The sequence below is a fragment of the Paenibacillus sp. FSL L8-0708 genome (assembly GCF_038009325.1).
GTDB lineage: Bacteria > Bacillota > Bacilli > Paenibacillales > Paenibacillaceae > Paenibacillus_AQ > Paenibacillus_AQ odorifer.
In genome coordinates, this window is record NZ_JBBPBC010000001.1 from 1,655,972 (window position 1) to 1,680,849 (window position 24,878).

The 24,878-nt window shown below is 45.9% G+C and carries 20 protein-coding genes and 1 tRNA gene; 17 read left to right on the forward strand and 4 right to left on the reverse strand.

The window, feature by feature from the left end; all coding sequences use genetic code 11:
- Positions 1-114 precede the first annotated feature (114 nt).
- The 3 genes from NYE58_RS07710 to NYE58_RS07720 all read left to right on the forward strand — a co-directional run bounded on the left by NYE58_RS07710 (position 115) and on the right by NYE58_RS07720 (position 3,417).
- Positions 115-2,241: a putative bifunctional diguanylate cyclase/phosphodiesterase gene (locus tag NYE58_RS07710; protein ID WP_076274974.1), complete on the forward strand. Its 2,127-nt coding sequence runs from the start codon at positions 115-117 to the stop codon at positions 2,239-2,241.
- Positions 2,242-2,305: 64 nt separating this feature from the next.
- A tRNA-Gly gene (locus NYE58_RS07715) sits at positions 2,306-2,379 on the forward strand.
- A 147-nt stretch (positions 2,380-2,526) separates the two neighbouring features.
- Positions 2,527-3,417: a cation diffusion facilitator family transporter gene (locus NYE58_RS07720; RefSeq protein ID WP_341004237.1), complete on the forward strand. Its 891-nt coding sequence runs from the start codon at positions 2,527-2,529 to the stop codon at positions 3,415-3,417.
- Positions 3,418-3,549: 132 nt separating this feature from the next.
- On the opposite strand, the gene NYE58_RS07725 is transcribed toward NYE58_RS07720, so the two are convergent.
- Positions 3,550-4,905 carry a dipeptidase gene (locus NYE58_RS07725; RefSeq protein WP_076147558.1) on the reverse strand — a complete coding sequence of 452 codons (1,356 nt, stop codon included), beginning with the start codon at positions 4,903-4,905 and terminating at the stop codon, positions 3,550-3,552.
- Positions 4,906-5,063: 158 nt separating this feature from the next.
- Positions 5,064-5,747, reverse strand: a complete 684-nt coding sequence (locus NYE58_RS07730; protein ID WP_076100968.1) for an SDR family NAD(P)-dependent oxidoreductase — start codon at positions 5,745-5,747, stop codon at positions 5,064-5,066.
- Positions 5,748-5,862: 115 nt separating this feature from the next.
- Between NYE58_RS07730 and NYE58_RS07735 the strand changes: the two genes are divergently transcribed.
- The 4 genes from NYE58_RS07735 (at position 5,863) to NYE58_RS07750 (ending at position 8,260) form a co-directional block, all read left to right on the forward strand.
- Positions 5,863-6,258, forward strand: a complete 396-nt coding sequence (locus NYE58_RS07735; RefSeq protein ID WP_244886429.1) for a winged helix-turn-helix transcriptional regulator — start codon at positions 5,863-5,865, stop codon at positions 6,256-6,258.
- A gap of 42 nt (positions 6,259-6,300) precedes the next feature.
- Positions 6,301-7,254, forward strand: coding sequence for a TRM11 family SAM-dependent methyltransferase (locus NYE58_RS07740; RefSeq protein ID WP_076100966.1), 954 nt, complete (start codon positions 6,301-6,303; stop codon positions 7,252-7,254).
- A gap of 33 nt (positions 7,255-7,287) precedes the next feature.
- The gene (locus tag NYE58_RS07745; protein WP_076147563.1) at positions 7,288-7,905 is read left to right on the forward strand and encodes an NUDIX hydrolase; all 618 of its coding nucleotides are present in this window, start codon (positions 7,288-7,290) and stop codon (positions 7,903-7,905) included.
- A 202-nt stretch (positions 7,906-8,107) separates the two neighbouring features.
- Positions 8,108-8,260: a hypothetical protein gene (locus NYE58_RS07750; protein WP_155288093.1), complete on the forward strand. Its 153-nt coding sequence runs from the start codon at positions 8,108-8,110 to the stop codon at positions 8,258-8,260.
- Positions 8,261-8,361: 101 nt separating this feature from the next.
- Here the strand turns inward: NYE58_RS07750 and NYE58_RS07755 are convergent, their stop codons facing one another.
- Together NYE58_RS07755 and NYE58_RS07760 are read right to left on the reverse strand one after the other, a co-directional pair.
- Positions 8,362-8,829, reverse strand: coding sequence for an ASCH domain-containing protein (locus NYE58_RS07755; RefSeq protein WP_076215022.1), 468 nt, complete (start codon positions 8,827-8,829; stop codon positions 8,362-8,364).
- Positions 8,830-8,858: 29 nt separating this feature from the next.
- Positions 8,859-10,820 carry an ABC-F family ATP-binding cassette domain-containing protein gene (locus NYE58_RS07760; protein ID WP_341001533.1) on the reverse strand — a complete coding sequence of 654 codons (1,962 nt, stop codon included), beginning with the start codon at positions 10,818-10,820 and terminating at the stop codon, positions 8,859-8,861.
- A gap of 466 nt (positions 10,821-11,286) precedes the next feature.
- Between NYE58_RS07760 and NYE58_RS07765 the strand changes: the two genes are divergently transcribed.
- The 10 genes from NYE58_RS07765 to NYE58_RS07810 all read left to right on the forward strand — a co-directional run bounded on the left by NYE58_RS07765 (position 11,287) and on the right by NYE58_RS07810 (position 24,876).
- Entirely contained in the window at positions 11,287-11,664 is a 378-nt protein-coding gene (locus NYE58_RS07765) for a PH domain-containing protein (RefSeq protein ID WP_036680049.1), read from the forward strand.
- Positions 11,665-12,184: 520 nt separating this feature from the next.
- Complete coding sequence (gene ggt / locus NYE58_RS07770; RefSeq protein ID WP_339211569.1) at positions 12,185-13,762, forward strand: gamma-glutamyltransferase; 1,578 nt, start codon at positions 12,185-12,187, stop codon at positions 13,760-13,762.
- Between the two features lie 320 nt (positions 13,763-14,082).
- Positions 14,083-15,519: an amidase family protein gene (locus NYE58_RS07775; RefSeq protein ID WP_445670856.1), complete on the forward strand. Its 1,437-nt coding sequence runs from the start codon at positions 14,083-14,085 to the stop codon at positions 15,517-15,519.
- Positions 15,520-16,233: 714 nt separating this feature from the next.
- Positions 16,234-16,506: a hypothetical protein gene (locus NYE58_RS07780; RefSeq protein WP_076141109.1), complete on the forward strand. Its 273-nt coding sequence runs from the start codon at positions 16,234-16,236 to the stop codon at positions 16,504-16,506.
- 851 nt (positions 16,507-17,357) lie between these two features.
- Complete coding sequence (locus NYE58_RS07785) at positions 17,358-18,932, forward strand: PucR family transcriptional regulator (protein ID WP_341001534.1); 1,575 nt, start codon at positions 17,358-17,360, stop codon at positions 18,930-18,932.
- A 109-nt stretch (positions 18,933-19,041) separates the two neighbouring features.
- On the forward strand, positions 19,042-20,166 hold the full coding sequence (locus NYE58_RS07790) for an XdhC family protein (RefSeq protein ID WP_340889124.1): 1,125 nt from the start codon (positions 19,042-19,044) through the stop codon (positions 20,164-20,166).
- Positions 20,102-20,680, forward strand: coding sequence for an NTP transferase domain-containing protein (locus NYE58_RS07795; protein ID WP_063829796.1), 579 nt, complete (start codon positions 20,102-20,104; stop codon positions 20,678-20,680). Before NYE58_RS07790 ends, NYE58_RS07795 begins: the two co-directional genes overlap by 65 nt.
- 254 nt (positions 20,681-20,934) lie before the next feature.
- A complete protein-coding gene (locus NYE58_RS07800) occupies positions 20,935-22,095 on the forward strand; it encodes a BMP family ABC transporter substrate-binding protein (protein ID WP_340889129.1) in 1,161 nt (386 codons plus the stop codon).
- Between the two features lie 109 nt (positions 22,096-22,204).
- A complete protein-coding gene (locus NYE58_RS07805) occupies positions 22,205-23,737 on the forward strand; it encodes an ABC transporter ATP-binding protein (RefSeq protein WP_341001535.1) in 1,533 nt (510 codons plus the stop codon).
- Entirely contained in the window at positions 23,734-24,876 is a 1,143-nt protein-coding gene (locus NYE58_RS07810) for an ABC transporter permease (RefSeq protein ID WP_038569246.1), read from the forward strand. The genes NYE58_RS07805 and NYE58_RS07810 overlap by 4 nt, the downstream gene beginning before the upstream one ends.
- Positions 24,877-24,878 lie beyond the last annotated feature (2 nt).

The following is a 24,878-nucleotide window of genomic DNA, read 5'->3' on the forward strand; positions in this document are numbered from 1 at the left end:
AATGCCGATAAAAGAAATGTAACTTAAAAGTCCTATCCCGCCGATATTTATACGTAGGACATAACTATACTTGAATGTTAATTAATAGATATTATTTTCAGACGCGAGGGACTTATGAGACAAGAAGAGAAAAAGACAATTCAAGCAGCTGCTGTAGGCGCCTTGCTGTTCCTTTTAATTCAAATTTTCCATACATCGCTTAACCGATTGGACGATTGGGATATTATTTCTTCTCTCTATCTCATTGTCGGCTGCTGTAATGTTGCTTTTGGATTTGCAATATTTGCACAGGGCTGGTTATTCTTCTCTAGCAGATTATCTAAAGGAAGATTATATGCCGCTGCTCTTTTTGGTGGAATATGTATTATTGATTTTTTGCATACACTGGGTTTTGTGGGCATCCCGTTGATTTCATCATTCATAACTTTTGAAGAATCGTTGTGGCTGCGAACCCTCTCACGACTAATCAGCGGTTTAGGAATGTTGTTTATTTTTAGCAGGGAAGATAAGCCCGTGTCTGTCTCTGAAAAAAGAAAGTTGTTTAGAATAGCCTTCATGCTGATTGTGCTTTCCATTGTTTTGTTTATATTCAGCCACTCGGCGTTACCTCAGTTTTTAACTAAACCTTGGATGAATCCTTTGAAGCAGATTGCTGATTTGGCAGTTCTTTTTGTTTACTTGGCAGGTGTTGCAGTTATTGTATTTCCTGAAAAAAGTGAAAAGTCAGCCTCCCTGCTTATTATTATTCGAGCACTTATCTTTTTCTCTTTGGGCCAAGCCTTTTTTATGAGTCCGTTCAGTAGTGGCAATATAGATGATCTTTTTGGAATGGTGTGTAGCGGTGTTGCATACTATTTGCTTCTTACTGGAGTATATCGTCTGACGATTGAAGAACCCTTTTACGAAAAGCAGTTGGCTGAGGAGCGGATCAATTATTTAGCCTATCATGATGATTTAACGGGACTTCCCAATAGACGTCGACTGACGCAGCGTGTAGAAGAAATGATTATTGCTGGGGAAAAGAATACGAGCGATAAATTCTCAGCGTTAGCTATTATGAATATTAATCATTTCAAGAATATAAATGACTCCCTGGGCCATTTTGCCGGAGACCATTTATTGAAGCTGGTGTCTGAGCGGCTTGTGAATGAGGCCAAATCTACTGAAGAGCTTTATAGTATGGGGGCAGATGAGTTCGCTTTTCTTATGATGGAGAGAGCAAGTCTTGGAGAATGTTTGGTTCGAGCTACGGAGCTGCATCGATTGTTTGAGGTACCTATTGCCTTAGAGTCGGGGGAGTACCATATTTCGCTTAGTATGGGGTTAAGTATTTATCCCGGTGACGGTGAAACTGCGGAACATCTAATTCAGAATGCTGATACGGCGGTACATAATGCCAAGGAACAGGGAGTGGAGATTCGCCGGTATATTCCAGCTATGCAGATGAAAGCAAAGGAACGTCTAAAGCTGGAAAATGACCTCCGCAGAGCGCTTGAACGCAATGAATTCTTTCTGGTGTATCAGCCAAAGGTTTTGCTGGAGACGGAAGAGATCGTAGGAATGGAAGCTCTGCTCCGCTGGAATCATCCGAAACGTGGTCTGGTCTCTCCTGCGGAATTTATCCCGTTAGCTGAGGAGAGTGGACTCATTGTTCCGATTGGGGAATGGGTACTCAAAACAGCTTGTCTGCAGAATAAAAAATGGCAGCTGGCCGGCTATGTGCCGATTTGCGTCTCCATCAACCTATCTATGCGGCAATTCCTTCAGCCTAATCTAGCAGGGAGGATTCATACCATCTTAACCGATATTGGTTTAGATCCGTGTTATGTGGACCTTGAGATTACTGAGAGTATGACCTTGGATAAAGAAACAGCCTTTGATCAGCTGAAACGTCTGAAAGAGCTTGGTGTCTTCATCAGTATTGATGATTTTGGTACAGGCTACAGCTCCCTGCATTATCTAAAGAACATGCCGATCGACAGATTGAAAATCGACAGGTCGTTCGTATCAGAGGTTATGGAGGACAGCAACAATGCTGCTATAGTCTCTACAATCACTTCTATGGCGCATCATTTGAAGCTGAAGGTTACGGCTGAGGGTGTGGAGAACAAGGAGCAGCTGCAATTTCTGCGGGAGCAGCATTGTCATGAAGCTCAAGGATTTCTGTTCAGCAAACCTATTCAACCAGCAGAGTTTGAGGCGATATTTTTAAAAAAGGCACCCCTCGGCGCTTCCCTGTAAACTAAAAAAATGTTGATTTTTACTTGTAGAGATGATACAATAACTCTTGTATTCACTTTCTAGTGCGGGTGTAGTTCAATGGTAGAACTTCAGCCTTCCAAGCTGATAGCGTGGGTTCGATTCCCATCACCCGCTCCATAATTCAAACTTCCAAATCCTTGCGATGCAAGGGTTTTTTTATATCCCATCAGCCTATATTGGTTGGTGGGATTTTTTTTGTTTATACTATTTGCCTAATGGAAAAACTTTAATATAGCGTACTTTTAAGAAAAGGTTGTGAAAATTTTGAATGGTGCAAAGATTGCGTTCCTATCTGTACTTAGCAATACATTTATCGTTTCTTTAAAGCTTATAGTCGGAGTACTTACAGGTTCAGTAGCAATTATCTCGGAAGCGATCCACTCCTCCTTAGATTTAGTTGCTTCGTTGATTGCTTTTTTCTCGGTCCGATGGTCAAGTCGTTCTGCGGATAAAACTCATCCTTATGGTCATGGCAAAGTGGAGAATATCTCAGGGACGATTGAAACGTTGCTTATTTTTGTAGCTGGATTCTGGATTATAGATGAGTGTGTTCATAAAATAAGGAATCCAACCGCGATCGAACTTCCCTTTTTGGGCATTATTGTGATGGTGGTCGGAGCGGGGATCAATTATATGGTTTCACGCAAGGTTAAAAAGAAGGCAGACGAACTTCACTCTGTGGCTATGAAATCGAATGCTCTGCATTTGCTTACGGATGTTTTCACCTCTTTGGGTGTTGCATTCAGTTTATTATTGGTTACCCTCACTGGATGGACGATACTCGACCCTGTCATTGGGATTGTGTTGGCTCTGTATATTATGGGTGAAGCCTATAAGCTTCTAAAGGAGTCATTTCCTCCGCTGTTGGATGCACGATTAACTGAGGCAGAAGAAAATGAAATATTACATGTCATAAAGTTATTTCAAGGGCGATATATTGAATTTCATGATTTTCGTACCCGCCGATCTGGTCCAGAAGAGTATGTCGACTTTCACCTTGTGATTCCTTCTAAAATGAGTGTTGCTACTGCGCATCAATTATGCGACGAAATTGAACTAGCCATTCAAGGCATATTTGAACGTGCCCAGGTGTTGATTCACATTGAACCCGAACATGAACAGTTGGCTAACAAACCTATATTACATGAAGGCTAATATTTGTGATAGCAATGGTATGGTGGTTTTATAAATGGACTAAGCAATGATGCTCTTTTGTTTGGCCGCATACTAAAAAGCCAGGCTCCCAACTTAGGGAACCTGGCTTTATTTGTTTGTAGCTTGTGTAGCTTAAACAGTCTTTAGGAACTCAACAATGGTGAGTAATCCCTTGTCGAAGTTCTCTAGGTTGAAATGCTCATCCGGTGCATGCAGGTTCTCATCATCGAGACCAAAGCCCATCAGAACGACAGGTGCTTCCAGCACACGGGAGAAGCTCTCCATGATCGGAATGGAGCCGCCGTCTTTGGTGAAGAGGGCACGGGTTCCATATACTTTGCCATATGCGTCTGCTGCAGTTTGCAGAATAGGATTCGACGGATCGATGTTAAAGGCACGTGCCTTCTCCATTTGCTTAACATGCACTTTCGCTCCGGTCTGAATATTAGCCTTCAGATGTGCTTCAACGGCATCGAGGATATGCTGTGGATCCTGATCGCCAACTAAGCGGCAGGTAATCTTCGCATGTGCTTCTTTAGGGATAACCGTCTTACTGCCTTCCCCTTGGAAACCGCCGTATACGCCGTTAAGCTCAAGCGTAGGACGAGCGCCAATCCGTTCTACAAAGGAATAACCTTCTTCGCCGTATAACGATTCCAATCCAAGACCTTCGCGGATTTTATCTTCATTCACACCTTGCTTCACGAATTCTTCCCGCAGCATTGGGGAAAGTTCAGGAACGCCATCATAGAATCCGTCTACAGATACGCGTCCTTTGTCGTCATGAAGCGAGCTTAGCAAAGATACTAGGGCATGCAATGCATTCGGAACGCCACCGCCGTAAGAACCAGAGTGCAGGTCTGTCAAAGCGGTAGTTACATCAACTTCAAGGGAAGCTAGACCACGTAGCCCAGTGCAGATGGCAGGACGACCGCGTTCCAATAGGGATGTATCGGAGACTAACACCGCATCCGCAGCGAGCTTTTCTTTATTGGCTTCAAGGAACGGAGGCAGATTCACACTGCCGATTTCTTCTTCACCTTCGATGCAAAGCTTGAGATTCACAGGAAGAGTACCTTCTTGTTTCAGGATCGCCTCAATGGCTTTGAGGTGAACGAATACTTGTCCTTTGTCATCTGTTGCTCCGCGTGCATAAAGCTTGCCATCACGAATCTCTGGTTCAAATGGAGGTGAGGTCCATAGGTTTAATGGATCTACTGGTTGTACATCGTAGTGACCATACACGAGAATAGTTGGTTTGCCTGGAGCATGAAGATAATCGGCATATATAACGGGATGTCCCGCTGTCGGATGCAACTCAATGTTCTCAAGTCCGGCTTTTTTCAGGGTGTCTGTCAGCCAATGGGCTGCCTTCAGTACATCGTCCTTATGTTCAGATAAGGCAGAAATACTTGGAATTCTGAGCCATTGTTTTAGTTCTTCGAGATGTTCATCCCGGTGGGTTGAAAAATACGTTTCGTATGACATAGTGAGTATGTACCTCCTTAAGTTTTGCTGCGCAAAACCGGCTTTGTAAGCGCCTGGGCATAAGCTTATTGGCCATGCGTGACCGTCTTGTTTAGCATTCTATAGGAACCATTATACTGGAGAACTCACTATGGATCAAAAGCGATGGGGCAAACCTCTCACCAGATGATTGTAGCCGGTGTCACACCTTGGGGAAAAGTATCCTCAGCTTTGCTTTTGTTCATATACATCTCATACCAAACATTAGCGATGAGTTCTGGATCTGTAGCGGTGCCGGGTTTAATGAATACACCAAGTGCTAAATGACCTACATAGATTCCTTGTGGAGCCAAATCTGCATGCAGGTTAAGTGCGTAGTTTCTTAATCCGCTAAGCGCAATGCCTACATTACCCATCATCTGCATGGGATAGATGGAGGACAATCCGGTTGTGAACAGCAGTGCGCCGCTGCGTTTCTCCAGCATCTCAGGCAAGACCTGTGCTACGCTGCGGATAGCGGCTACAACCAGTGCCTGAAAGGCATCCTGTGCATTTTCTTCTGTTACTTGTGAAGCAGGAGTAGGAGGGTAATTTCCACTTGTCGGGCTGAACTCGAGCACATCGATAAAGCCGTATTTTTTCTTGATATTATCGAAGGCTGTGGCTACTTGTTCTTTATTGTATACGTCGGCAGGAAAAGCAGCAGCCTCGATATTCAGTGCTTGCAGTTCCTGAACAAGGGTGTTCAGCTTCTCTTCATTTCGAGAGATTAATGCCACTTGAAATCCGTTGGCTCCGAATTTTTTGGCGATTGAGAGTCCTAAGCCGGGTCCAGCACCTATGATGGCAATGGTCTTTTTCATGATTTATTAGTTCCTTTCCGGTTGTTGATTACTAACAGTAACCATGATAAGCTGAATAGGCTTGAGGGACAAGAAGGCACTATTACATGCTTAAGTTACATGGAGGTAACCACAGTTGGAACATTCAAAGGAAGAACCCACCCGGTTCATGCCGATGCTGGAGGATTGCTCCATTACCCGCCAGATTCTGGACAGGGTCGGAGATAAATGGAGTGTACTGATCATAGTCAATTTAGGTGCTGAAGCTTTGCGGTTCAAAGAGTTGCAAAGGCGCTCTGGAGGGATATCACAACGGATGCTGACCCAGACCCTGCGCCATTTGGAACGGGATGGATTAGTTTGGCGTAAAGCGACGCCTACAGTCCCATTGACTGTGGAATACGGTCTGACGAGCATAGGAGAATCATTGTTGGGACCTTTAACCTCGCTTGTGGACTGGGTCAACAAAAACAATGGGAAGATCGCCAAAGCGCGTATAGATTATGACCACCAGCACGACACACAGGAGTAACAAGACAGCAGAACAATTCACTGGGATAGAGGATGGATTATATTGCATAAGGAAAGTGGAACAAACACATTTATTTATACTTACACCTGTTCAGAGGACGAGTTATCGCTGTGTCAGATGGAGCTGCGATGTCTTTTTGGTGAGCAGGTGCCGACTGTTCTTTTTAAGAGTGAGGTTGAGGTGGATGTCAGCCGCAGTCCCTTCATTAAAGAGCGGATAGATGTAATGTATGAAGGGGACAGTCTGCCTGAGATTTATGATCAAACGGAGCAGGTGGAGCTTGGCGGCAAGACGTTTAAGGTTATTTTTGTGAAGACCAACGATCTGGGCCCTGCAGACAAAATAGAGTATGATGAGCGCAGAGTGATCGAGCGGGAAATTGGGTTGCGGATTGAAGGAGAAGCGGATGTTAACCATCCGGAGCTGGTATACGGCATTGTTACGCTGGGTGGACGCTGGTACTTCGGATCTTATCATAAAAACAAGGCAACTTGGTTCCGCCAAATGAAGAAGCCACGCAGCTATTCTATCGCGCTTAGTACACGTGTTGCCCGTGCCGCGGTTAATATGGCTATTCCGAATCCTGAAGGTATACGTGCTATAGATCCTTGCTGCGGTATTGGAACTGTAATGGTAGAAGCCTTGTCAATGGGAATCGATATGGTTGGACGTGATATTAACCCTATGATTGCTATCGGTGCGAGAACAAATATTGCCCATTTTGGATTCACCAGTGAGGTTACGCTCGGGGATATTGCGGATATCACTGATCATTACGATGTAGCCATTGTAGATATGCCATATAATCTATATTCTAGTATTACACCTGAGGAGCAGTTCGCGATTCTAGTGAATACGCGCCGGATTGCAGATCGGGTGGTTATCGTTGCGATTGAACCGATGGACGAGATGATCACTGAAGCTGGATTTACAATCATAGACCGTTGTGAAGCTAAAAAAGGAGCCTTCTCGCGTCATTTAATGCTTTGCCAGTAATCCTAATCAAGGTACCGAAAAAGGGGTGCAGCAATGGAGCAGAAATGGTTAACGTGGGCCAAAGAAATTCAGGCCATCGCACAGACTGGATTAACTTATGCTAAGGATGTTTATGATATAGAACGGTATCAAGCTTTGCGTGAGCTCAGTGTAGATATCCTCGCTAATTATACCTTCGAAAGCAAGGAGAGAATTAGACTCTCCTTTGCGGGTGAAGGGGGTTATGCTACCCCAAAAGTTGATGTCCGTGGTGTTGTATTCCGGGAGGATAAAATTCTACTTGTTCGAGAGAAGTTGGACGGGAATTGGGCGCTTCCTGGTGGCTGGGGGGACATTGGGCTGTCGCCGAGCGAAGTTGTTGTGAAAGAAATCAAAGAGGAATCGGGTTTTGAGGCAGAAGCAGTTCGCTTACTGGCTGTACTGGATAAGAAATTTCATAACCATCCGCCGGAGCCTTATCACGTGTACAAGTTCTTTATTTTATGCCGCATCGTGGGCGGAGAGGCAATGGAAGGGGTAGAGACAAGCGAAGTTTCGTTTTTTGCTGAAGATAAACTGCCTGAGCTTTCAGCAGAGCGGAATACAGAGGCACAGATTCGGACGATGTTTGAATATTTACGAAATCCGGAAAAAGTAGTAATATTGGACTAAGAATCTGCATATACTGTATGACTTCCGCAAATTTAAGTTTTTAATTATTCAAAATTTGGTTAATAACTAATATGTAAGCACTTACAACGGTTTGGCCGCTGAGCCTTTATATCTACCAAAATTCAAAATTTTAATTTTTTGGGTCGAGCGGTCTACATTTTTTCCTCTACTGTGACGATAAGATATTTTAGGAGGGGATCGCATGGAACAAGAAGAATTGAGCATTCCATTGAAACAGGAAAATGTGGTGCGTCCTGCAGAAGGCAATATTGCCACTGGGCTGGTTTGGGGTATTTTAATCAGCATTCCGTTATGGATCTCTGTTATTGGCTGGATTTTGGGATTTTGGCACTAAACCATAAATTAATGAGGATCTAATTCTGTTGATTTTATAGTATACACAAAAGGCTGTCCCTTCCTTGTGGAAGAGACAGCCTTTTGCGTTTTCTGAAGATCTTAGTCTTTTGTATATACCACTCTAAAGTTCTCACAAACAACTTTCATCTTTGGATCAAAGGGTTTGTTTAAGAATTTTAAGGATTCTCTGGTGAAGAACTGCTCATGATCATGACGCCATGACTTAAGCGTCCGGTCACCTTCTCCTTCAGTATAGGCAAACTCAGCGCTAACCTCATCAAAAGGTATAATTTGTACATTTGTAGTAACAATTATTGCCCGCGGATCACCAGATCCATCCAGCACGATACTGTGACCGCCAACTTGCGGAAACGTCTCGTCACAAGTTTCAAATATATCATAATTTGAAGCAGTTCCTGTCTTGATCCCACGAATCACCAGATCGAGCAGTTCATCGGCCATCTGGGGACTATCACCAAAGGCCCAGGCGTCATAGTTATCCGCTGTTTGTGGATGAAGCTGGGTGTATTCTTTCCACAATAACTTAATCTTCTCTTTGTTGCTCATATGCTCATCTCCTTATAGATCAATCTATTCTATAGACCAGTTGTCTCCATCCATCCTGTATAGAGCTCATCCAACTGTTCCTGTATCGCATCACGTTCTTGTTGCAGCTTAGCAAGTTGAGCTGCATCGCTGCTGATCAGGGGATCTAACATCTTAGCATCGATCACGCCAAGGCGTTCCTCTACCTCTGCAATGGCCGTTTCCCAGTCGAAGGTGGTGTTTTTCCTACGGGAACTGGTGGATTTAGCGTTGGTTTCTTTCCCTGAATCGTTAGATTGAGGCTTATCAAGGCGTGAACTTGTTCGTTCTGCAGAGACAGGTTTAGCTTGATCCGCAAAAGAGGGAGCTAGTAATGCTTTTTCAGCTTGTTTTTCCTTGTAATATTCATAGTTTCCGTTGAACACTCCAAACCGCCCGTCTTCAATGGACCATAGTTTGTGAAATAGGCGATTGATGAAATAACGGTCATGAGATACCGCCAGAACCGTGCCTGGAAATTCCTCTAATGCTTCTTCGAGTGCTTCACGAGAATCTATGTCCAGATGATTGGTCGGCTCATCCAGAATCAGCAGATTTGGCTTGCGATGCATTAGTACAGCGAAACGCAGGCGGGTCCATTCACCACCGGACAGATTCGTAATGTCTTTGAATACATCGGGACCATAAAATAGGAAACGTGCAAGCTGCCCGCGTGCTTCACCTTCTTCAAGTCCAGCTTCTTCGCGGAAGTAGCGGAGTACAGACTGTTTGTTATTTTCAGGAACAGCCTCTTGTGCGAGGTAGCCGACCACAGTTCTTGAGCCGAGTGTACAGCTTCCGCTGTCCGGGGTTTCCTGTCCTAAAATAATTCTTAAAAGTGTACTTTTACCTGCCCCGTTACCGCCGATGAGTGCCGTAGTCTCTCCGTAGCGAAGCACTTCGTTTGCCTCTGCGAAAAGGCTTCGCTGACCATATGCTTTTCCGATATCCTCCAAAATGACAACCTGATTACCGGAACGGTCATTTTGCTGTAGCTGCAAATCCATCGATTTGCGCTCCAGTATAGGACGTTTAACCTTCACCATACGATCCAGTGCTTTTTGCATGGATGCTGCTCTCCGGTAAAAGGAAGGGTTAGGAGGTGTCCCGCGATTGCCAAATTCAATGAGACGTTTGATGCTTTCCTGCATTTGTTTTATTTTTTTCTGCTGCTCTTGATAATCGGCAAATTGTTGAAGAAGTCGTGTTTCCTTCTCCACTTGGTAGCCGCTGTAGTTGGTATGGAAGGTAAAGGCCTCGCCATCCTCAATCTCGATCACTTTCTTGACTACAGCGTCCAGAAAGTAACGGTCATGGGAGATCGCAAGCACTGTTCCATCATAACTCTGTAAAAATTGCTCCAACCATTCAATGGCGTTCATATCGAGATGATTGGTTGGTTCATCCAATAGAAGGATGTCTGGACGGCGCAGCAGCAGCTCCGCTAGTCCGACTTTTGTTTTTTCTCCTCCTGAAAGAGAGGCGAACAATCGGCTGTATTGTCCGGTTCCGATCCCGAGACCCGAGGCTACGCGCTGAATAGAGGATTCGATCTCGTAACCTCCGGCATCCTCGAACTTATCCTGCAAGCTGCCATATTCTTTCAGCAGCCGATTCCAGAGGGTTTCATCCGTTCCGCTGTTAAAGCTGGACATTTCCAGCTCAAGCTCCCGCAGGCGGTGCTGCCATTGCAAAGGTTCGGCAAAGCTGCGCTGCAGAACATCATATACGGTTTCTTTTTCGTTAACTTCTTGAATTTGAGCTAACAGACCTACTACGCTGCCTTTGCGTATTGAGATTTGCCCTTCATCGGGGCGTTCCTCCCCGTTCAGCAGGTGGAATAGTGTCGTTTTGCCACAGCCGTTGCGGCCGATCAGGCCGATTTTTTCCCCTTGGCGGATATCGAAGGTAATGCTATTCAGCACGAGTTGTGCCCCGTGGTATTTTTGAACATTTTGGCATTGGATGATCATATATATTCTCCTTTAAGAATGCCCTTCGCACCGCCAGTACCCTAAATGGCTCCGAAATCCTGTAAAAAACCATAAAAAAAGACCGTAGGGAAATTTCCCCACGGCCTTATCATTCTCCGGTTAACTGATCCGTCCGGGTGATGGCAGGAAAGGCATTTCACAATTGTGTAGTGTTATTAAATTCATACAAATGGACAGACTTCTCCCGTTATCGCCATTTACATGAGCAATGCCAGCTATCGCTTTAGGTAGCCGACTCATAACACTGTTGGTCCAATTGTGATCCATTCCTTCCACACCCCTCTCTTAGTAAATTTAATGACAGTGTAATCAAAAATCAGAAAATAAGCAAGTAAAAAGATGTCAGAGAGTATTTTTACACAGCATAGAATATGAAAAATAGAATAATATGGTTCTGTAGTGGGGGGCAAGTGGCTAAATTTAACGGATGAAAAGAGGAAGAGATATGGCACTTTTTGACGGATTAATGGGCAATGCATCACAAGTAAATCTTACGGAGGTCCAGCGGGAATACGCACAAATTCTTGCTCCTCAGGAGAAAATCGAACGCGCCTATAAGCTGATTAGAGATATGTTCATTTTTACGGACAAGCGGCTTATTCTGGTGGATAAACAAGGTCTGACGGGCAAGAAAACAGAATATCATTCGATCCCTTACAAAAGCATCTCGCATTATTCCGTGGAGACGGCAGGGCATTTTGACCTGGATGCGGAGCTATGTATCTACATTTCCAGCAGCACGCTTCCGGTGAAGAAGACCTTCAATAAATCCGTAAATATTTACGAGGTGCAGGCCGTGTTATCGCAATATATTTTAAAATAAATTGTTTATTCGGTGTTTCAAAGCACAAGCCCCCCTCTAAAAGTGGCTAAGATTACTAAGGTTAGATGCAGCTATACATATTTGAGATAGGTAGCCACTAGACATAACCGAGATAGGTAGCCATTTGGTGGCAAAAGGTGACTAGACATATCCGAGATAGGTAGCCATTTGGTGGCAAAAGGTCACGGTAGTACGCCATGGTAGTATGCGGCTCCCTGTAATTAAAATGATTTTATAATATTCGTAGGCGTGAATCTACAAGGTTAAACAAAGATGACCTCTTATTTGTGCATAGCTCACAAAAAGAAGAGGTTTATTTTGCGTTTCAGCGTAACCGATTGACAAAGGATTTTCGTGTAATGTTAAATGACACTAATTAAGTCAGAAGTTATAGGGGGCTCGCAGAGGAACCTGCCGCAAAAGATAGGAAGATTGAATATGTTGAAGAAACCCGCCGCAAAAAATAAGGAGTTGGGACATGGCGGAGCGGAGAAACCCGTAAAAGATAGGGGGACGGAACATGGCGGAGAAACCCGTAATAGGCACAAAAACTATGGTAGTTAGCCCCCATTATTTAGCCTCGGCTGCTGGTGCACGTATGTTGGAAAAAGGGGGTAATGCCTTTGATGCAGCGGTGGCGATCAGTGCGACACTAGCTGTTGTATATCCGCATATGACGGGGCTAGGCGGAGATTCCTTTTGGTTGACCTATAACACGCAAGAGGCGCGTGTTCGGGCCTATAACGGAAGCGGGCGCTCCGGGTACGGAGTCCGCAGAAGCAGCTATGCCGGGGAAGCTTTCATCCCGCGGCGGGGGATTCGCAGCGCCATTACGGTGCCGGGGATGGCGGACAGTTGGGATGCCATACTGAGTAAGTATGGCCGCTTTATGCTGGCGGAGGTACTGGAGCCTGCCATTGGTTATGCTTTGGAGGGATTTCCGCTGTCGCCGGATCAGCGGAATAACACGGCTGTTGCGGGCTCTGCGCTGTCGCCGGAGGCGGCAGCGATTTACACGCCAGGCGGCGTGATTCCTTGTGCTGGATCGCGATTCCAGCAAAAACAGCTGGCGGCCACCCTGCGGACATTGGCGGCGGGTGGGCGGGATGCTTTTTATAAGGGGAAGATTGCGGAGGACATCTGTGACTATATGCTGGCAACTGGCGGGTATTTGACTCGGGATGACTTTGCGGATCATCAGGGGGATTGGGTCGAGCCGATTCATACGGATTATCACGGGCATACGGTATATCAAGTGCCGCCTAATTCTCAAGGTTTCACTGGACTAATGAGTCTTAATTTATTGGAACATTACAATTTTGAAGCAATCGGGCATGGTTCGTATGAATATTATCACCTGCTTGTTGAAGCGTTGAAGCTAAGCTTCCGCGATCGGGATAGGGTGCTTACAGATCCGGATTTTAGTGCTATTCCTTTGGAGCAGCTGCTGGATAAACGTTATGCAGGACAATTAGCGTCTACCATCTCGATGCAAAAAGCTGCGCAACTGACAAGTCAGCCTATCGGCAGTGATACAGCTTATGCTGCGGTTGTGGATGAGGACGGGAATGCGGTCTCTTTTATTCAGAGTCTGTATTTTGAATTTGGTTCGGGTGTGGCCGCTGGGGATACTGGGATTCTGCTGCAGAATCGAGGTTCGTTTTTTTCGCTGGACCCCGGGCACATCAATACGCTTGAGCCGCATAAGCGCAGCTTCCACACACTGATGCCAGCGATGGCCTGCCGCGAGGGCAAACCTGCGATTCTGTACGGGACGCAAGGTGGCGAAGGTCAACCACAGACTCAAACCCTGCTGCTCACACGGATGCTGCATTATGGCATGAATCCACAAATGGCTGTGAATGAGCCGCGTTTTGTGTGGGGGAGAACGTGGGGAGAGCCTACGCAAGAACTGAAGGTGGAGAGCAGGGTAGCTGATGAGGTGCTGGCAGATTTGGCCGCAGCCGGTCATATTGTCCGGAAAGTAGATGACTATGATGGGATTATGGGTCACGCTCACATGATTTCGATAGATGACAATGGATACCGCAGTGGGGGAACGGACCGACGCTGCGATGGTGCGGCGATTGGGTGGTAGGTATAGGTGTGATGGAAGGATTGGAAGAACTCTGAAGGAATCGTAGGTGGAATGATGGATGGAAAAGCTGCTGATGGGGTCGTAGGAGGAAAGATGGAGAATTGGAAGGACTGCTGGAGGAATCGAAGGCGGGATGGTGTGGGATCCGAAAGGCTGATGGAAGAATCGTAGGTGGAATGATGGATGGAAAAGCTGCTGATGGGTCGTAGGAGGAAAGATGAGGAATTGGAAGGAACGCTGGAGGAATCGTAGGAGAAGCGTGGGATCCGAAAGGCTGATGGAAGGATTGTAAAAGTAATGGTCTAGGGAGGAGGGGGATTATGGTTTTGGATAATCGGTATGGTGCGTTTATAGATCCTGAGCTTACGGTTGAGAGTTTAGAAAGCGGGATATTGGATGGACTGACCTTTGCAGTAAAAGATGTATTCGCTGTAACTGGACACAGCTCTTCTGCAGGTAATCCTGATTGGCTGCGTAGCCACCATCCGTCCACGGAGCATGCGGTGGCTGTACATCGTTTACTGTTGTCGGGTGCTACACTTCGTGGTGCTGCCCATACGGATGAGCTGATGTATAGTCTGGGCGGCGAGAACCATCATTATGGAACGCCGATTAATCCGCGTGCTGTAGGTCGTATCCCAGGCGGATCTTCAAGTGGTTCGGCAGTAGCGGTAGCTTCTGGTAGTGTTGATTTTGCGCTCGGAACAGATACCGGTGGCTCAATTCGAGTACCTTCCTCTTATTGCGGAGTATATGGCTTCCGGCCAACGCATGGAGCTGTGGATTTTCAAGGTGTTATTCCATTATCTCCGGCTTTTGATACAGTTGGCTGGGTGTCGGATCGCTTGGATGTGCTCCAGAAGGTAGGGGAAGTGTTACTTGTGGCTGGGAGTACATCTGTGAAGACGTCGAAGAAAATAGGAAGTAGTCTAGAAGAAACTGTAGGGAAGAGCATAGAGAAGAATGTATTGGAAAATTTAGAGAACAACTTAGAGGGAGACATGGTGAAGACTGATAAAAATAATTTAGAAAAGAGCCAGAAGGAAGGTTTAGAAACGATTTTGGAGAAACGTATTGAGAAGAGTACTGAGAAGAGTACGGAGAAAATTTTAGAGATTGGCCCGGAAAACAAGGTAAAAAAGAATATGGAAGACAAAAATAAAATGGGTACTTTATTTGTTGCTACTGACTGCTGGGCTTTGGTTAATCTGGAGAATGCAGCTATTTTATCGGAGGGATTAAGTTGTTTGCGATCCGGGGCAGATCATCTCATGGAGATAGAAATTGCTTTGGAGGGGTTAAGGGTCTGGATGGATGTTTTTAGAGAATTGCAGGGGAATGAAATTTGGGAAACTCATGGCGTTTGGATTGAGAACGAGAAACCAGTCTTTGGACCTGATATTGCAGCGCGATTCTCGTGGGCTGCCAGTTTGGCGGAAGAGGATCATAGCGTTGCACAATGTAAGCAAAAAAAGATTTCTAATCATTTGCGCTTGCTGCTAGGAGAGGACAATTGTCTTGTGATTCCGACAGTTCCGGGACCAGCGCCGCTGCGTGGAGGGGATTTGCGCCAATTGGAGGTGAATCGTAGTGGTGCGATGATGTTGAGTTGCATAGCTGGGTTGGCAGGTTTGCCTCAGGTAACATTACCTATGCTCTCCACAAGTGGATTGCCACTGGGATTATCCGTTATTGCCGGACATGGTCAGGATCTCCGGTTACTCTCTTGGGTGAATGAAGTGTGGCAGCAGTCTTGAGAGGCTGAGTGCAGTGGTCTTGAAAAAGCAGCGATACTAAACAGACCGTAGCTACGAACAACATATCTTGACACTTTTCTAGTTACATTTCTAGTTACTTTTCTAGTTACTGTTAACCGATACTCCTCCATTATTCTCTTGGAATACACTCTAGAAATACATTCTAGGAAGACGCTTTAGGATTACACTCTAGAAATACACTCTGGGAATACACTATAGGATTACACTCTAGGATTACATTCTAGCAATACACTCTAACGCCACACTCACTTATTGATTCACAAATTAACGAAATACACATGTCATTCCCTCCTACTCTTAGTTTTATTTACACCGGGGAGCCCAGTGGAGTTGCTTTAAAAACTAAGGTAGCTTAAGTTGGCTCAATATTGGAGTGGTAGAGTGAAAAAGATAAATTCAGCGCTCGATTGTGTTGTGTAAGACCAGTTGAATTAAGTGAATACGTCGCTGGAGAGAAAAGAACGGTATAACTCCCGCAGAAATCGGGGGAAGTGCTTAAGTAACTAAAAAGAACGGTATAAATCCCGCAAAATCCAGGAAAGTGGAACAAGTAGCTAAAAAGAACGGTATAAATCCCGCAGAAACCGGGAAATGGCACAAGTAGCTAAAAAGAACGGTATAAATCCCGCAGAAATCGTGGGAAGTGCTTAAGTAACTAAAAAGAACGATATAACTCCCGCAAAATCCAGAAAAGTGGCACAAGTAGCTAAAAAGAACGGTATAAATCCCGCAAAATCCAGGAAAGTGGCACAAGTAGCTAAAAAGAACGGTATAAATCCCGCAGAATCTGGGGAAATGGCTCAAGTAACTAAAAAGTACAGTATAAATCCCGCAGAATCTGGGGAAATGGCTCAAGTAACTAAAAAGAACGGTATAAATCCCGCAGAATCTGGGAAAGTGGCCCAAGTAGCTAAAAAGAACAGTATAAATCCCGTAGAAATCTGGGAAAGTGGCCCAAGTAGCTAAAAAGAACGGTATAAATCCCGCAGAATCTGGGAAAGTGGCATAAGTAACTAAAAAGAACGGTATAAATCCCGCAGAATCCGGGGAAATGGCTCAAGTAGCTGAAAAGAACGGTATAAATCCCGTAGAACCCAGGAAAGTAGCATAAGTAACTAAAAAGAACAGTATAAATCCCGCAGAATGTGGCGAAGACGCCTATGTAGTCAAAAAGAAGGGCAAAAAGGCCCTTCATCCCGGCAATTCCGGCCAAACAGCCAAAAAGAAGGGCAAAAGTGCCTTTCACCTCTACCGGCAGCAGTGGATCTATAATAGCTTGTACCTCCGCCACAGCTATAGTGGGGTGGTATTATCTCTGCTCGTACGGATCTCATACACCGCTCAATTCCCCGTCTTGCAGCGCTGGTGTGCCTGCGACTTCGATCCGATGGCCAATTCGAATAGCGTGAGAATACCCTGCCACCTATTCCGACTCCCTATTCAGATTCCCGCGTGAACCCGTAAAAACTTGTTTTTACTCGAAAGCCCTCCCTCAACTCCACCTACTATTTTCCAATCCCCTTATACAGTTCACATGAACGATATGAGCTAAATTTCAATAATTAATAATTAATAATTAATAATTCATAATTCATAATTCATAATTCATAATTCATAATTCATCATTCATCATTCATAATTAATAATTAATAATTCATAATTCATGATCCATGTTCATTTTGTGTTAAGTTTATTTACATACAATCATGGAATTTTAACTTTCCTCTATTCAACACGGTTCATTTTAATTATAATGTTACATAAAATAACATTATAAATCAGAAATGGTTCTATTGATCCTAATAAGGAGGGGTGGCATGCATCTTACGGTTGAAGAAGCGTTGTCCATTTATCCTTTGTCCGAGGCGAAGCTTATCGCTGGGTCTAAAGGGAAACATCGAATTGTGAAGTCAATTAATGTGATGGATGCCCCCGATATTTCGGATTGGATCAAAGAAGGCGAGATGCTGCTAACGACAGCCTACTTGATAAAGGACAATATGGAGGAAGCCTCTGCCTTGCTGCAGACTTTAAATCGCCGGGGATCTTCGGCCTTGGGCATTAAGCTGGGGCGGTTTTGGGATGAAGTACCAGAGCAACTGGTCGCAGAAGCGGAGAGTCTTAACTTCCCTCTAATCCAGCTGCCGTTCGAGTTTACTTTTTCGGATCAGATGAATGGTCTGTTTCGCGCCGAGCTTAGCCGCAGCACTCACGTTCTGCAGAGCATTATGGAGAAGCAGAAAAAGCTGATGCAATTCGCCTTAAGATCTGTCCGCAGCCGTCCGTTGTTTGACTCGGTGTCTGAAGTGATTGGTCATTCACTTGTGGTGGTTAGCGCACGGGGGGATGTGATCTACAACAACTCTGAATACCATCCTTCACAGCTGCTGGAGGGGTGGCCATGGCAGAAACGGAATCAGCGCTTTCGTGTTGGAGATCATGTGGGCTACCGTACACCACTTTTGCAAGGAGAGAAGTGCTCCGGATATCTATTGTTTTGTGCCATCGACCCTTTATTGCTCCCAATGGAAGAAAGTTTGTTCGTTCAGGGAGCTGAACTTATTTCATATCATATTCATTCAGGATACGAAGATTATTTTGAACAGGCAGAACACAGGGAGTTTAGCGGATTGCTGAGACGTTGTTTGAGCGGTAATTTATCTTACACAGATTTGGCGCAGGCTGCTCTCGACTTGGAGATTGAGCTGCTTCAATCACCATTTTTTCTCTTATTGACCGATACAGCTGCGACTGGGGAAGAACGCCAAGGTGAGCTGCTCAGACTAAAAGAAGAATATCTTGAACATCCCGGGCTACGGGAAGTAAAGGGAATTCATGTGATCATAGATCAAGGACTTTTGTCTATATATCCGGGAGATCGTCAGCGTCCTGAACAATTCCGGGATATAATCCAGGTTTGTTTTAACAACATGAAGTTTGATAAGGGATATTATCCGCGAGCTGCGATAAGCAGTTGTAAAGCGAAGCCGGAGGGGCTGAAGGAGGCTTTTGCGGAGGTAAAGGATTGTATGGGAATGCTTCAGGGCGGGGGAGTAAAAGGGAATGTTGTGCATTACCGGCAGCTTGAGCTTAACCTGCTACTCGGGCAAATTCCGGCAGAGGTTATGGAGAAATATTGTAATGGAAGTCTTAGAGGGTTGCTTAACCGAGAACCGGAGTATGTCAGGGAAATGCTGCGGACGCTGGAAGTTTATCTAGAGAACGATGGTCATGTTAATGAGACGGCTAAGAAACTGTTTATTCATCGAAACACGGCTACCTACCGGATCGAGAAGCTTAGTGAGCTGCTGGACGTCGATTTTAAAAAAATAAATGATCTAATGAGGTTGAAGTTAGTATTCATGTTTCGGAGGATGCTCGGAAGGGACTAAGGTCTAAGGTCTAAGTTCTAAGTTCTAAGTTCTAAGTTCTAAGTTCTAAGTTCTAAGGTCTAAGTTCTAAGTTCTGGGTTGAAATGCAAACACGGAGGAGGGGAACCTCGTGAATACACATGAAATCGCAATGCATATTCAAACCCATCAGGCGCCTGCGGTGCTGGCAACGCTGATAGAGGTGGAGGGACACTCGTATCGTAAAGCCGGAGCGGTGATGTTGTTTTTTGAAGAAGGTACGATTGGGAGCCTGAGTCCAGGTTGTCTGGAAAACGATCTGCAGCTGCGAACTTCTGAGATCTGGGAACGAGGGCTGCCCGAAATTGTGGAATACAACATGCTGTCTCCGGATGATCTGTCCTGGGGTGAGGTTGTCGGCTGTGGAGGCAAAATCAAAATAGTGCTAGAACCCGTGCAGGGACAGCTCTACAAGCTTTTAGTGCAGGCGAGTGACAGATTGGCTAGGGGAGAGAAGCTAATTTTGTTCCGCGAAGCAGTGGAGAAAGGTTTTATCTATAAGCTGGAGCTGGATCCAGACATTGTACTGCCGCAGAGCAAGAAACATCCGAAATTATCCCACTCGGCAAAAGAAAGCCTGGCGGCAGGTCGCTTTATGGCCGCTCCAGCAGAATTGACAGCATTCCATACGTCTTTCGTGCCCAAACCGCGGCTTGTGATTTTTGGCGGGGGATTTGATGTGGTTCCTATTGCGGAACTTGCTGACAGAGTTGGCTTTCGGGTAGCGGTTGCGGATTGGCGTGAAGGAAGCTTGCACAATAAGTTTCCTCGAGCTGAACAAGTAATTTGTTCCCCTATGGAGGTTGTTCAGCGATTGGGCGTAGCTCGGGAGGATTATGTATTGATTTGCAGTCATCAACTTGGGCGGGATAGACAGTTCCTGGAGAGTGTGATTCCGCTTGCTCCTCTATATATAGGGATTATCGGTTCGAAGGCGCGGATATCTCTTTTACTGGAAGGGCTTGAGGCTCCTGCATCTTTGCATGCACCTGTAGGGTTGCCGATTGGAGGAGAAGGTCCGGAGGAGATTGCGGTCAGTATTATAGCGGAAATTATTCAAATTAGAAGGGTGGGCTCACGAGAGCTGCCCAAAGGAGCGGATAGTATTGAAAGTAGCAGGAATATATTTGGCAGCGGGGCAGAGCAGGCGGATGGGCGTGTCCAAGGTTTCACTGAAATTGTCGCAGGAGGTCTCACTCGGGAGCGTCGCGCTTAGTGAATTGGATCGTTGCAATCTAGAACCGCTAATCGTGGTAGTGCGTGCGGATGACAACTTGGAATGGCTGCCACCCGCGATTGAACCGCAAGCATCCAGACGTACCGAAACTTGCTTAACCGCACATCTAGGATTGTCTTTTTCACTGCGCTGCGGCCTTAATGCGGTATTACCTTTGCAGCCCGATGCAGTAGTTGTGGCGCTTGCGGATCAGCCATTTATTACTACAGCATTAGTGAACCGTCTAATACAAACGTTTGAACAATCTCCGGAGATGGACTATGTCGCTAGCGTCAGCAATGGGTCGGCTATGCCCCCGGCTTTGTTCTCGAAGACGTTGTTTCCAGCACTACAGGGATTAGATGGAGATCGAGGAGCGGCGGGGATATTGCGTTCACCTGATTATAAGGGGATTGTTCTGGAATCTGAGTCTGCCCATTATTTCATGGACGCAGATACAAAAGAGGATTTTGGTGAGATCCAGGAGCAATGGATTCTGAGAAATGGAAAGTGAAGTAAAGAATAGTCTGGAAGGTAATCTGAAAAGTAATCTGAAACAGTGTTCCTTTTCCACTTCTGGTCATATAATGTGACACGAAACTCACCATACAAAAACCAATTAGTGCATTACACACAAAAAAAGTTCTGATTCTTATATTCATATACAAACGTATGTTATATAAATTTACGCCAAGGCCACCTCTAAGTATAGTAGAAGTACATTAATGGTTGCAGCCATGATGAGAGATGATTTGGAGGAGGAGAATTATGAAAAAAAGGGGTCAGTTCATAACATCTTGTCTTGCATTAATGGTTCTAATGACGGTGGCTTTGGTGGGGTGTGGCAGCAATAATAATACTTCTACAAATGCAACGGGGGCACCAGCGACAACTACAACGGCAACAGAGGCAACTGCAACAACAGAACCGGCTGCAAAGAAACCGACGGTTGCTTTTGTTTATATCGGACCTCCAGGGGATGGCGGCTACACGTACCAACATGATCAAGGACGGCTGTATATGGAGAAGGAGCTTGGGATTAAAGCTGACTTTGTAGAAAATGTCCCTGAAAGTGCTGACGCCGAACGAATCATCACCGAGCTTGCACAATCACACGACATCGTGTTTACAACGAGCTTCGGATATATGGATTTTACATTAAATGTAGCGGGCAAATTCCCCAACGTGAAGTTCCTGCATGCTTCGGGTTACAAAACCGCAGAGAACATGGGAACCTACTTCGGGAAAAACTATCAGGCCAGCTATCTGAGCGGCATAGCGGCAGGAAAAATGACCAAAAACAATCAGCTTGGTTATGTGGGCGCTTTTCCGATCAGCGAAGTGATTTATAACTTGAATGCTTTTACCCTTGGAGCACAAAGTGTCAATCCTGATGTAAAGGTGAATGTGGTATGGACGAATACATGGTATGACCCGACGACTGAACGTCAAGCGGCAATCAGCTTGCTGGATAAGGGTGCGGATGTGCTTTTGGCCTATCAGGATTCACCTGCAACACTGCAGGCTGCTGCTGAACGAGGGGCTTTTGCCGGGGGGAATGACTCGGATATGAGCAAATACGCTCCGGACAATTATTTGACGAACCCGGTATGGAATTGGGGGCCGTATTACGTAAAAGCTGTGCAGGCAGTTATGGATGGAACCTGGAAGAGCGAGCAATATTCCGGTGATATGGCTGACGGTATGGTGGAGCTGGCTCCTTTCGGGAACAAGATCCCAGATGATGTGAAAAAGCTTGTCGAAGACGCCAAAGCCAAAATTATCAGTGGTGAGCTGGAGGTTTTCACAGGTCCGATCTCAGATAATCAAGGGAATGTGAAGGTTCAGGAGGGTCAGAAGCTGACCTTGGAGGAAGTGCTGGGCATGAACTGGCTCGTAAAGGGTGTGGAAGGAACTATCCCGCAATAATGTTTAAAAATAGGGAATAAGATGTGCACAATCTATGGGTGGGGCGGGTTCCGTTAAGCGGAAACTTCCCCACCCGTACTACAACTTGAAGGAAGGAGGGGTTCAGGCCATGCGGGGAACTTCAGTTGAAATGCGGGGGATTGTGAAAAAATTCGGCTCGGTAACCGCCAGTGATCAAGTCGACTTTTCGGCAAATGCGGGTGAGATTCATGCGTTGCTTGGGGAGAATGGGGCCGGAAAGAGCACGGTGATGAGCATGCTGTCAGGGGTGTATAGAGCAGACGAAGGAGAAATTTTCATTCAAGGGAAAGGTACTCAGATCCGTTCTCCTAAAGATGCTGCGCAGCTGGGTGTAGGTATGGTGTTTCAGAACTTTAGGCTGGTGCAAAGCCTCACAGCAGCAGAAAATATCGTGCTTGGCGAAAAGTCGTCTTTCTGGCGCGGCCGTAAGTGGATGAAGAAGAAACACAAGGAGATCGAGGCATTAGCGGAACGGTTTGGACTGAATTTCCCGGTGGATCGCCCGATCTGGCAGTTGTCCGTGGGTGAGCAGCAGCGTGTTGAAATCGTTAAGACGCTGTATCGCGGGGCTGACATTATTATTCTGGATGAACCAACCTCTGTACTGACCCCGGGAGAGGTGGAACAGCTATTTGAAACGCTGCGGGTCATGAAGCAGGCAGGAAAAACGGTCATTATGACTACTCATAAAATGAAAGAGGTTATGGCGTCCTCCGATCGGATTTCCGTCATGCGCAAAGGAAAAATGATCGCCACGCTGACCACAGCAGATACAGATGAACTGGAGCTGGCTCGTCTGATGGTGGGCAAGGAAGTAACCATCACCCGTCAAGAACGGGAAGCCACTGAAGGGGATTCTTTATTAGAAGTGAAAGATGTGGACGTATATGCCGATCACGGGCGAAAAGCACTGGATCACTTCTCTCTGAACGTATGTAAAGGAGAGATTGTAGGCGTAGCTGGGGTAGCTGGCAATGGGCAAAAGGAACTGGCTGAAGTGTTAACTGGTCTTAGAGGCTGGAAAAGTGGTGAAATCACGTTTGATGGAAAGACGGTGAAATCGGCTTCGGTTAGAGGGGCAATTGATTCAGGAATCTCCCACGTGCCGGAGAACCGGATGAAGAGCGGTTTAGCTGGACGCCTCGGATCGGTGGATAATCTTTTGTGTAAGTCTTACCGCTCAGAGGAGCACTCCAAATTTGGTTTCTTGAAGTCCGCGAAGAACCGTTTGTGGTCACAGGAGCTGGTCCAGCGCTTTAACGTCAAGACACCTGAGCTGGAGACGCCAGTACAACAGTTGTCAGGTGGTAATCAGCAGAAGCTGCTCTTTGCACGTGAGATCAGTCATCGGCCTAAGCTGATGGTCGCCGTTCATCCGACACAAGGGCTGGATGTAGGTGCCACGGCAGGTGTTCACCACCTTCTTATGGAGCTGCGTGGTTCAGGTAGTGGCGTGTTGTTAATTTCGGAGGATTTAGATGAATTGCTTCAGTTGTCCGACCGGATTCTAGTGATCTATAACGGCTCAATTATTGGTGAGAGTACACATGAGGAAGCGAATCGAGAGAGCATCGGACTACTAATGGCTGGTATTCATAATAGAGAGGAGAGCGCCGTATGAGTCTGGAGAATGGAAGAAATACCGCAGCAGCTGTACTGGAACCCCTCCCCTCCCACTCCGGAAAACGATTCTCTCTACGTTTCGAATACGATGCCAGCCGCATCCGTTCTCCTTGGTGGACACCTATTGTATCTATAATTTTAGCGCTATTGTTGTGTGCCCTATTTATTGCGGCGAATGGCATGAATCCGGTGCTGGTCTATGAAAAAATGTTCCGTGGCGCATTTGGCACTGCGTATGGGCTCACGGAAACGATGGTTAAAGCGATCCCGCTTCTTCTATGTGGGCTTGGGATTGCTGTGGCTTATCGCATTTCGGTATGGAATATTGGAGCAGAAGGTCAGCTAACTGTTGGGGCTATGGCGGCCACAGCGGTCACGATTTATTTTCCTGACTTACCTTCATTCTGGTCCCTGAGCTTAATGCTGCTGTTCGGGATTGCCGCGGGTGCGCTTTGGGGATTGCTGACTGCTATTCCGCGGACACATTTTGGAGTGAATGAGCTAATCACTTCATTAATGCTGAATTATGTTGCCCTATTGGCGCTCGATTACGTGGTATTCGGACCCTGGAAAGATCCTAAAGGATTTAATTTCCCGGGATCACCTATGTTTACTGCGGCTCAGTCGCTGCCTGTTCTCGGAAGTACAAGATTGCATATTGGATTGTTATTTGGACTTATCGCCGTTGTGATTTATTACTTAATGATTCGTTTTACCAAGTGGGGTTACGAGCTCCGGCTGATTGGGGCCAATCCTGTTGCAGCCAGATACGCGGGGATTCCTATCAAGCGCCATATTATTATCGTCATGCTGATCAGTGGGGGGCTCGCCGGGATCGCTGGCATGGCGGAGGTCTCCGGTGTTACACACAAGCTGATGCAGGGCATTTCACCGGGTTATGGATACACCGCCATTATTGTAGCTTGGCTGGCCAAATTGAATCCACTCGGTCTAATCGTTACTTCTATTTTATTCGGTGGCTTAATTGTTGGCGGATATAGTGTTCAAACCATCGGGCTGCCCTCATCGATATCAGAAATGCTGCAGGGCTCCATCCTGTTTTTCTTGATTGCTGGCGATATGATCTATCGTTTCCGCATTCGCCGTAGCCGGGTTCAGCTGAAAGGGGGGAGATAGGC

Bases quoted from the DNA above. Each gene is read 5' to 3' on its own strand.
- NYE58_RS07710 (WP_076274974.1), top strand. From the start codon at position 115: ATGAGACAAGAAGAGAAAAAGACAATTCAAGCAGCTGCTGTAGGCGCC.
- NYE58_RS07725 (WP_076147558.1), bottom strand. From the start codon at position 4,905: ATGTCATACGAAACGTATTTTTCAACCCACCGGGATGAACATCTCGAA.
- NYE58_RS07730 (WP_076100968.1), bottom strand. From the start codon at position 5,747: ATGAAAAAGACCATTGCCATCATAGGTGCTGGACCCGGCTTAGGACTC.
- NYE58_RS07745 (WP_076147563.1), top strand. From the start codon at position 7,288: ATGGAGCAGAAATGGTTAACGTGGGCCAAAGAAATTCAGGCCATCGCA.
- NYE58_RS07750 (WP_155288093.1), top strand. From the start codon at position 8,108: ATGGAACAAGAAGAATTGAGCATTCCATTGAAACAGGAAAATGTGGTG.
- NYE58_RS07755 (WP_076215022.1), bottom strand. From the start codon at position 8,829: ATGAGCAACAAAGAGAAGATTAAGTTATTGTGGAAAGAATACACCCAG.
- NYE58_RS07760 (WP_341001533.1), bottom strand. From the start codon at position 10,820: ATGATCATCCAATGCCAAAATGTTCAAAAATACCACGGGGCACAACTC.
- NYE58_RS07765 (WP_036680049.1), top strand. From the start codon at position 11,287: ATGGCACTTTTTGACGGATTAATGGGCAATGCATCACAAGTAAATCTT.
- ggt (WP_339211569.1), top strand. From the start codon at position 12,185: ATGGCGGAGAAACCCGTAATAGGCACAAAAACTATGGTAGTTAGCCCC.
- NYE58_RS07775 (WP_445670856.1), top strand. From the start codon at position 14,083: ATGGTTTTGGATAATCGGTATGGTGCGTTTATAGATCCTGAGCTTACG.
- NYE58_RS07785 (WP_341001534.1), top strand. From the start codon at position 17,358: ATGCATCTTACGGTTGAAGAAGCGTTGTCCATTTATCCTTTGTCCGAG.
- NYE58_RS07795 (WP_063829796.1), top strand. From the start codon at position 20,102: ATGGGCGTGTCCAAGGTTTCACTGAAATTGTCGCAGGAGGTCTCACTC.
- NYE58_RS07800 (WP_340889129.1), top strand. From the start codon at position 20,935: ATGAAAAAAAGGGGTCAGTTCATAACATCTTGTCTTGCATTAATGGTT.
- NYE58_RS07805 (WP_341001535.1), top strand. From the start codon at position 22,205: ATGCGGGGAACTTCAGTTGAAATGCGGGGGATTGTGAAAAAATTCGGC.
- NYE58_RS07810 (WP_038569246.1), top strand. From the start codon at position 23,734: ATGAGTCTGGAGAATGGAAGAAATACCGCAGCAGCTGTACTGGAACCC.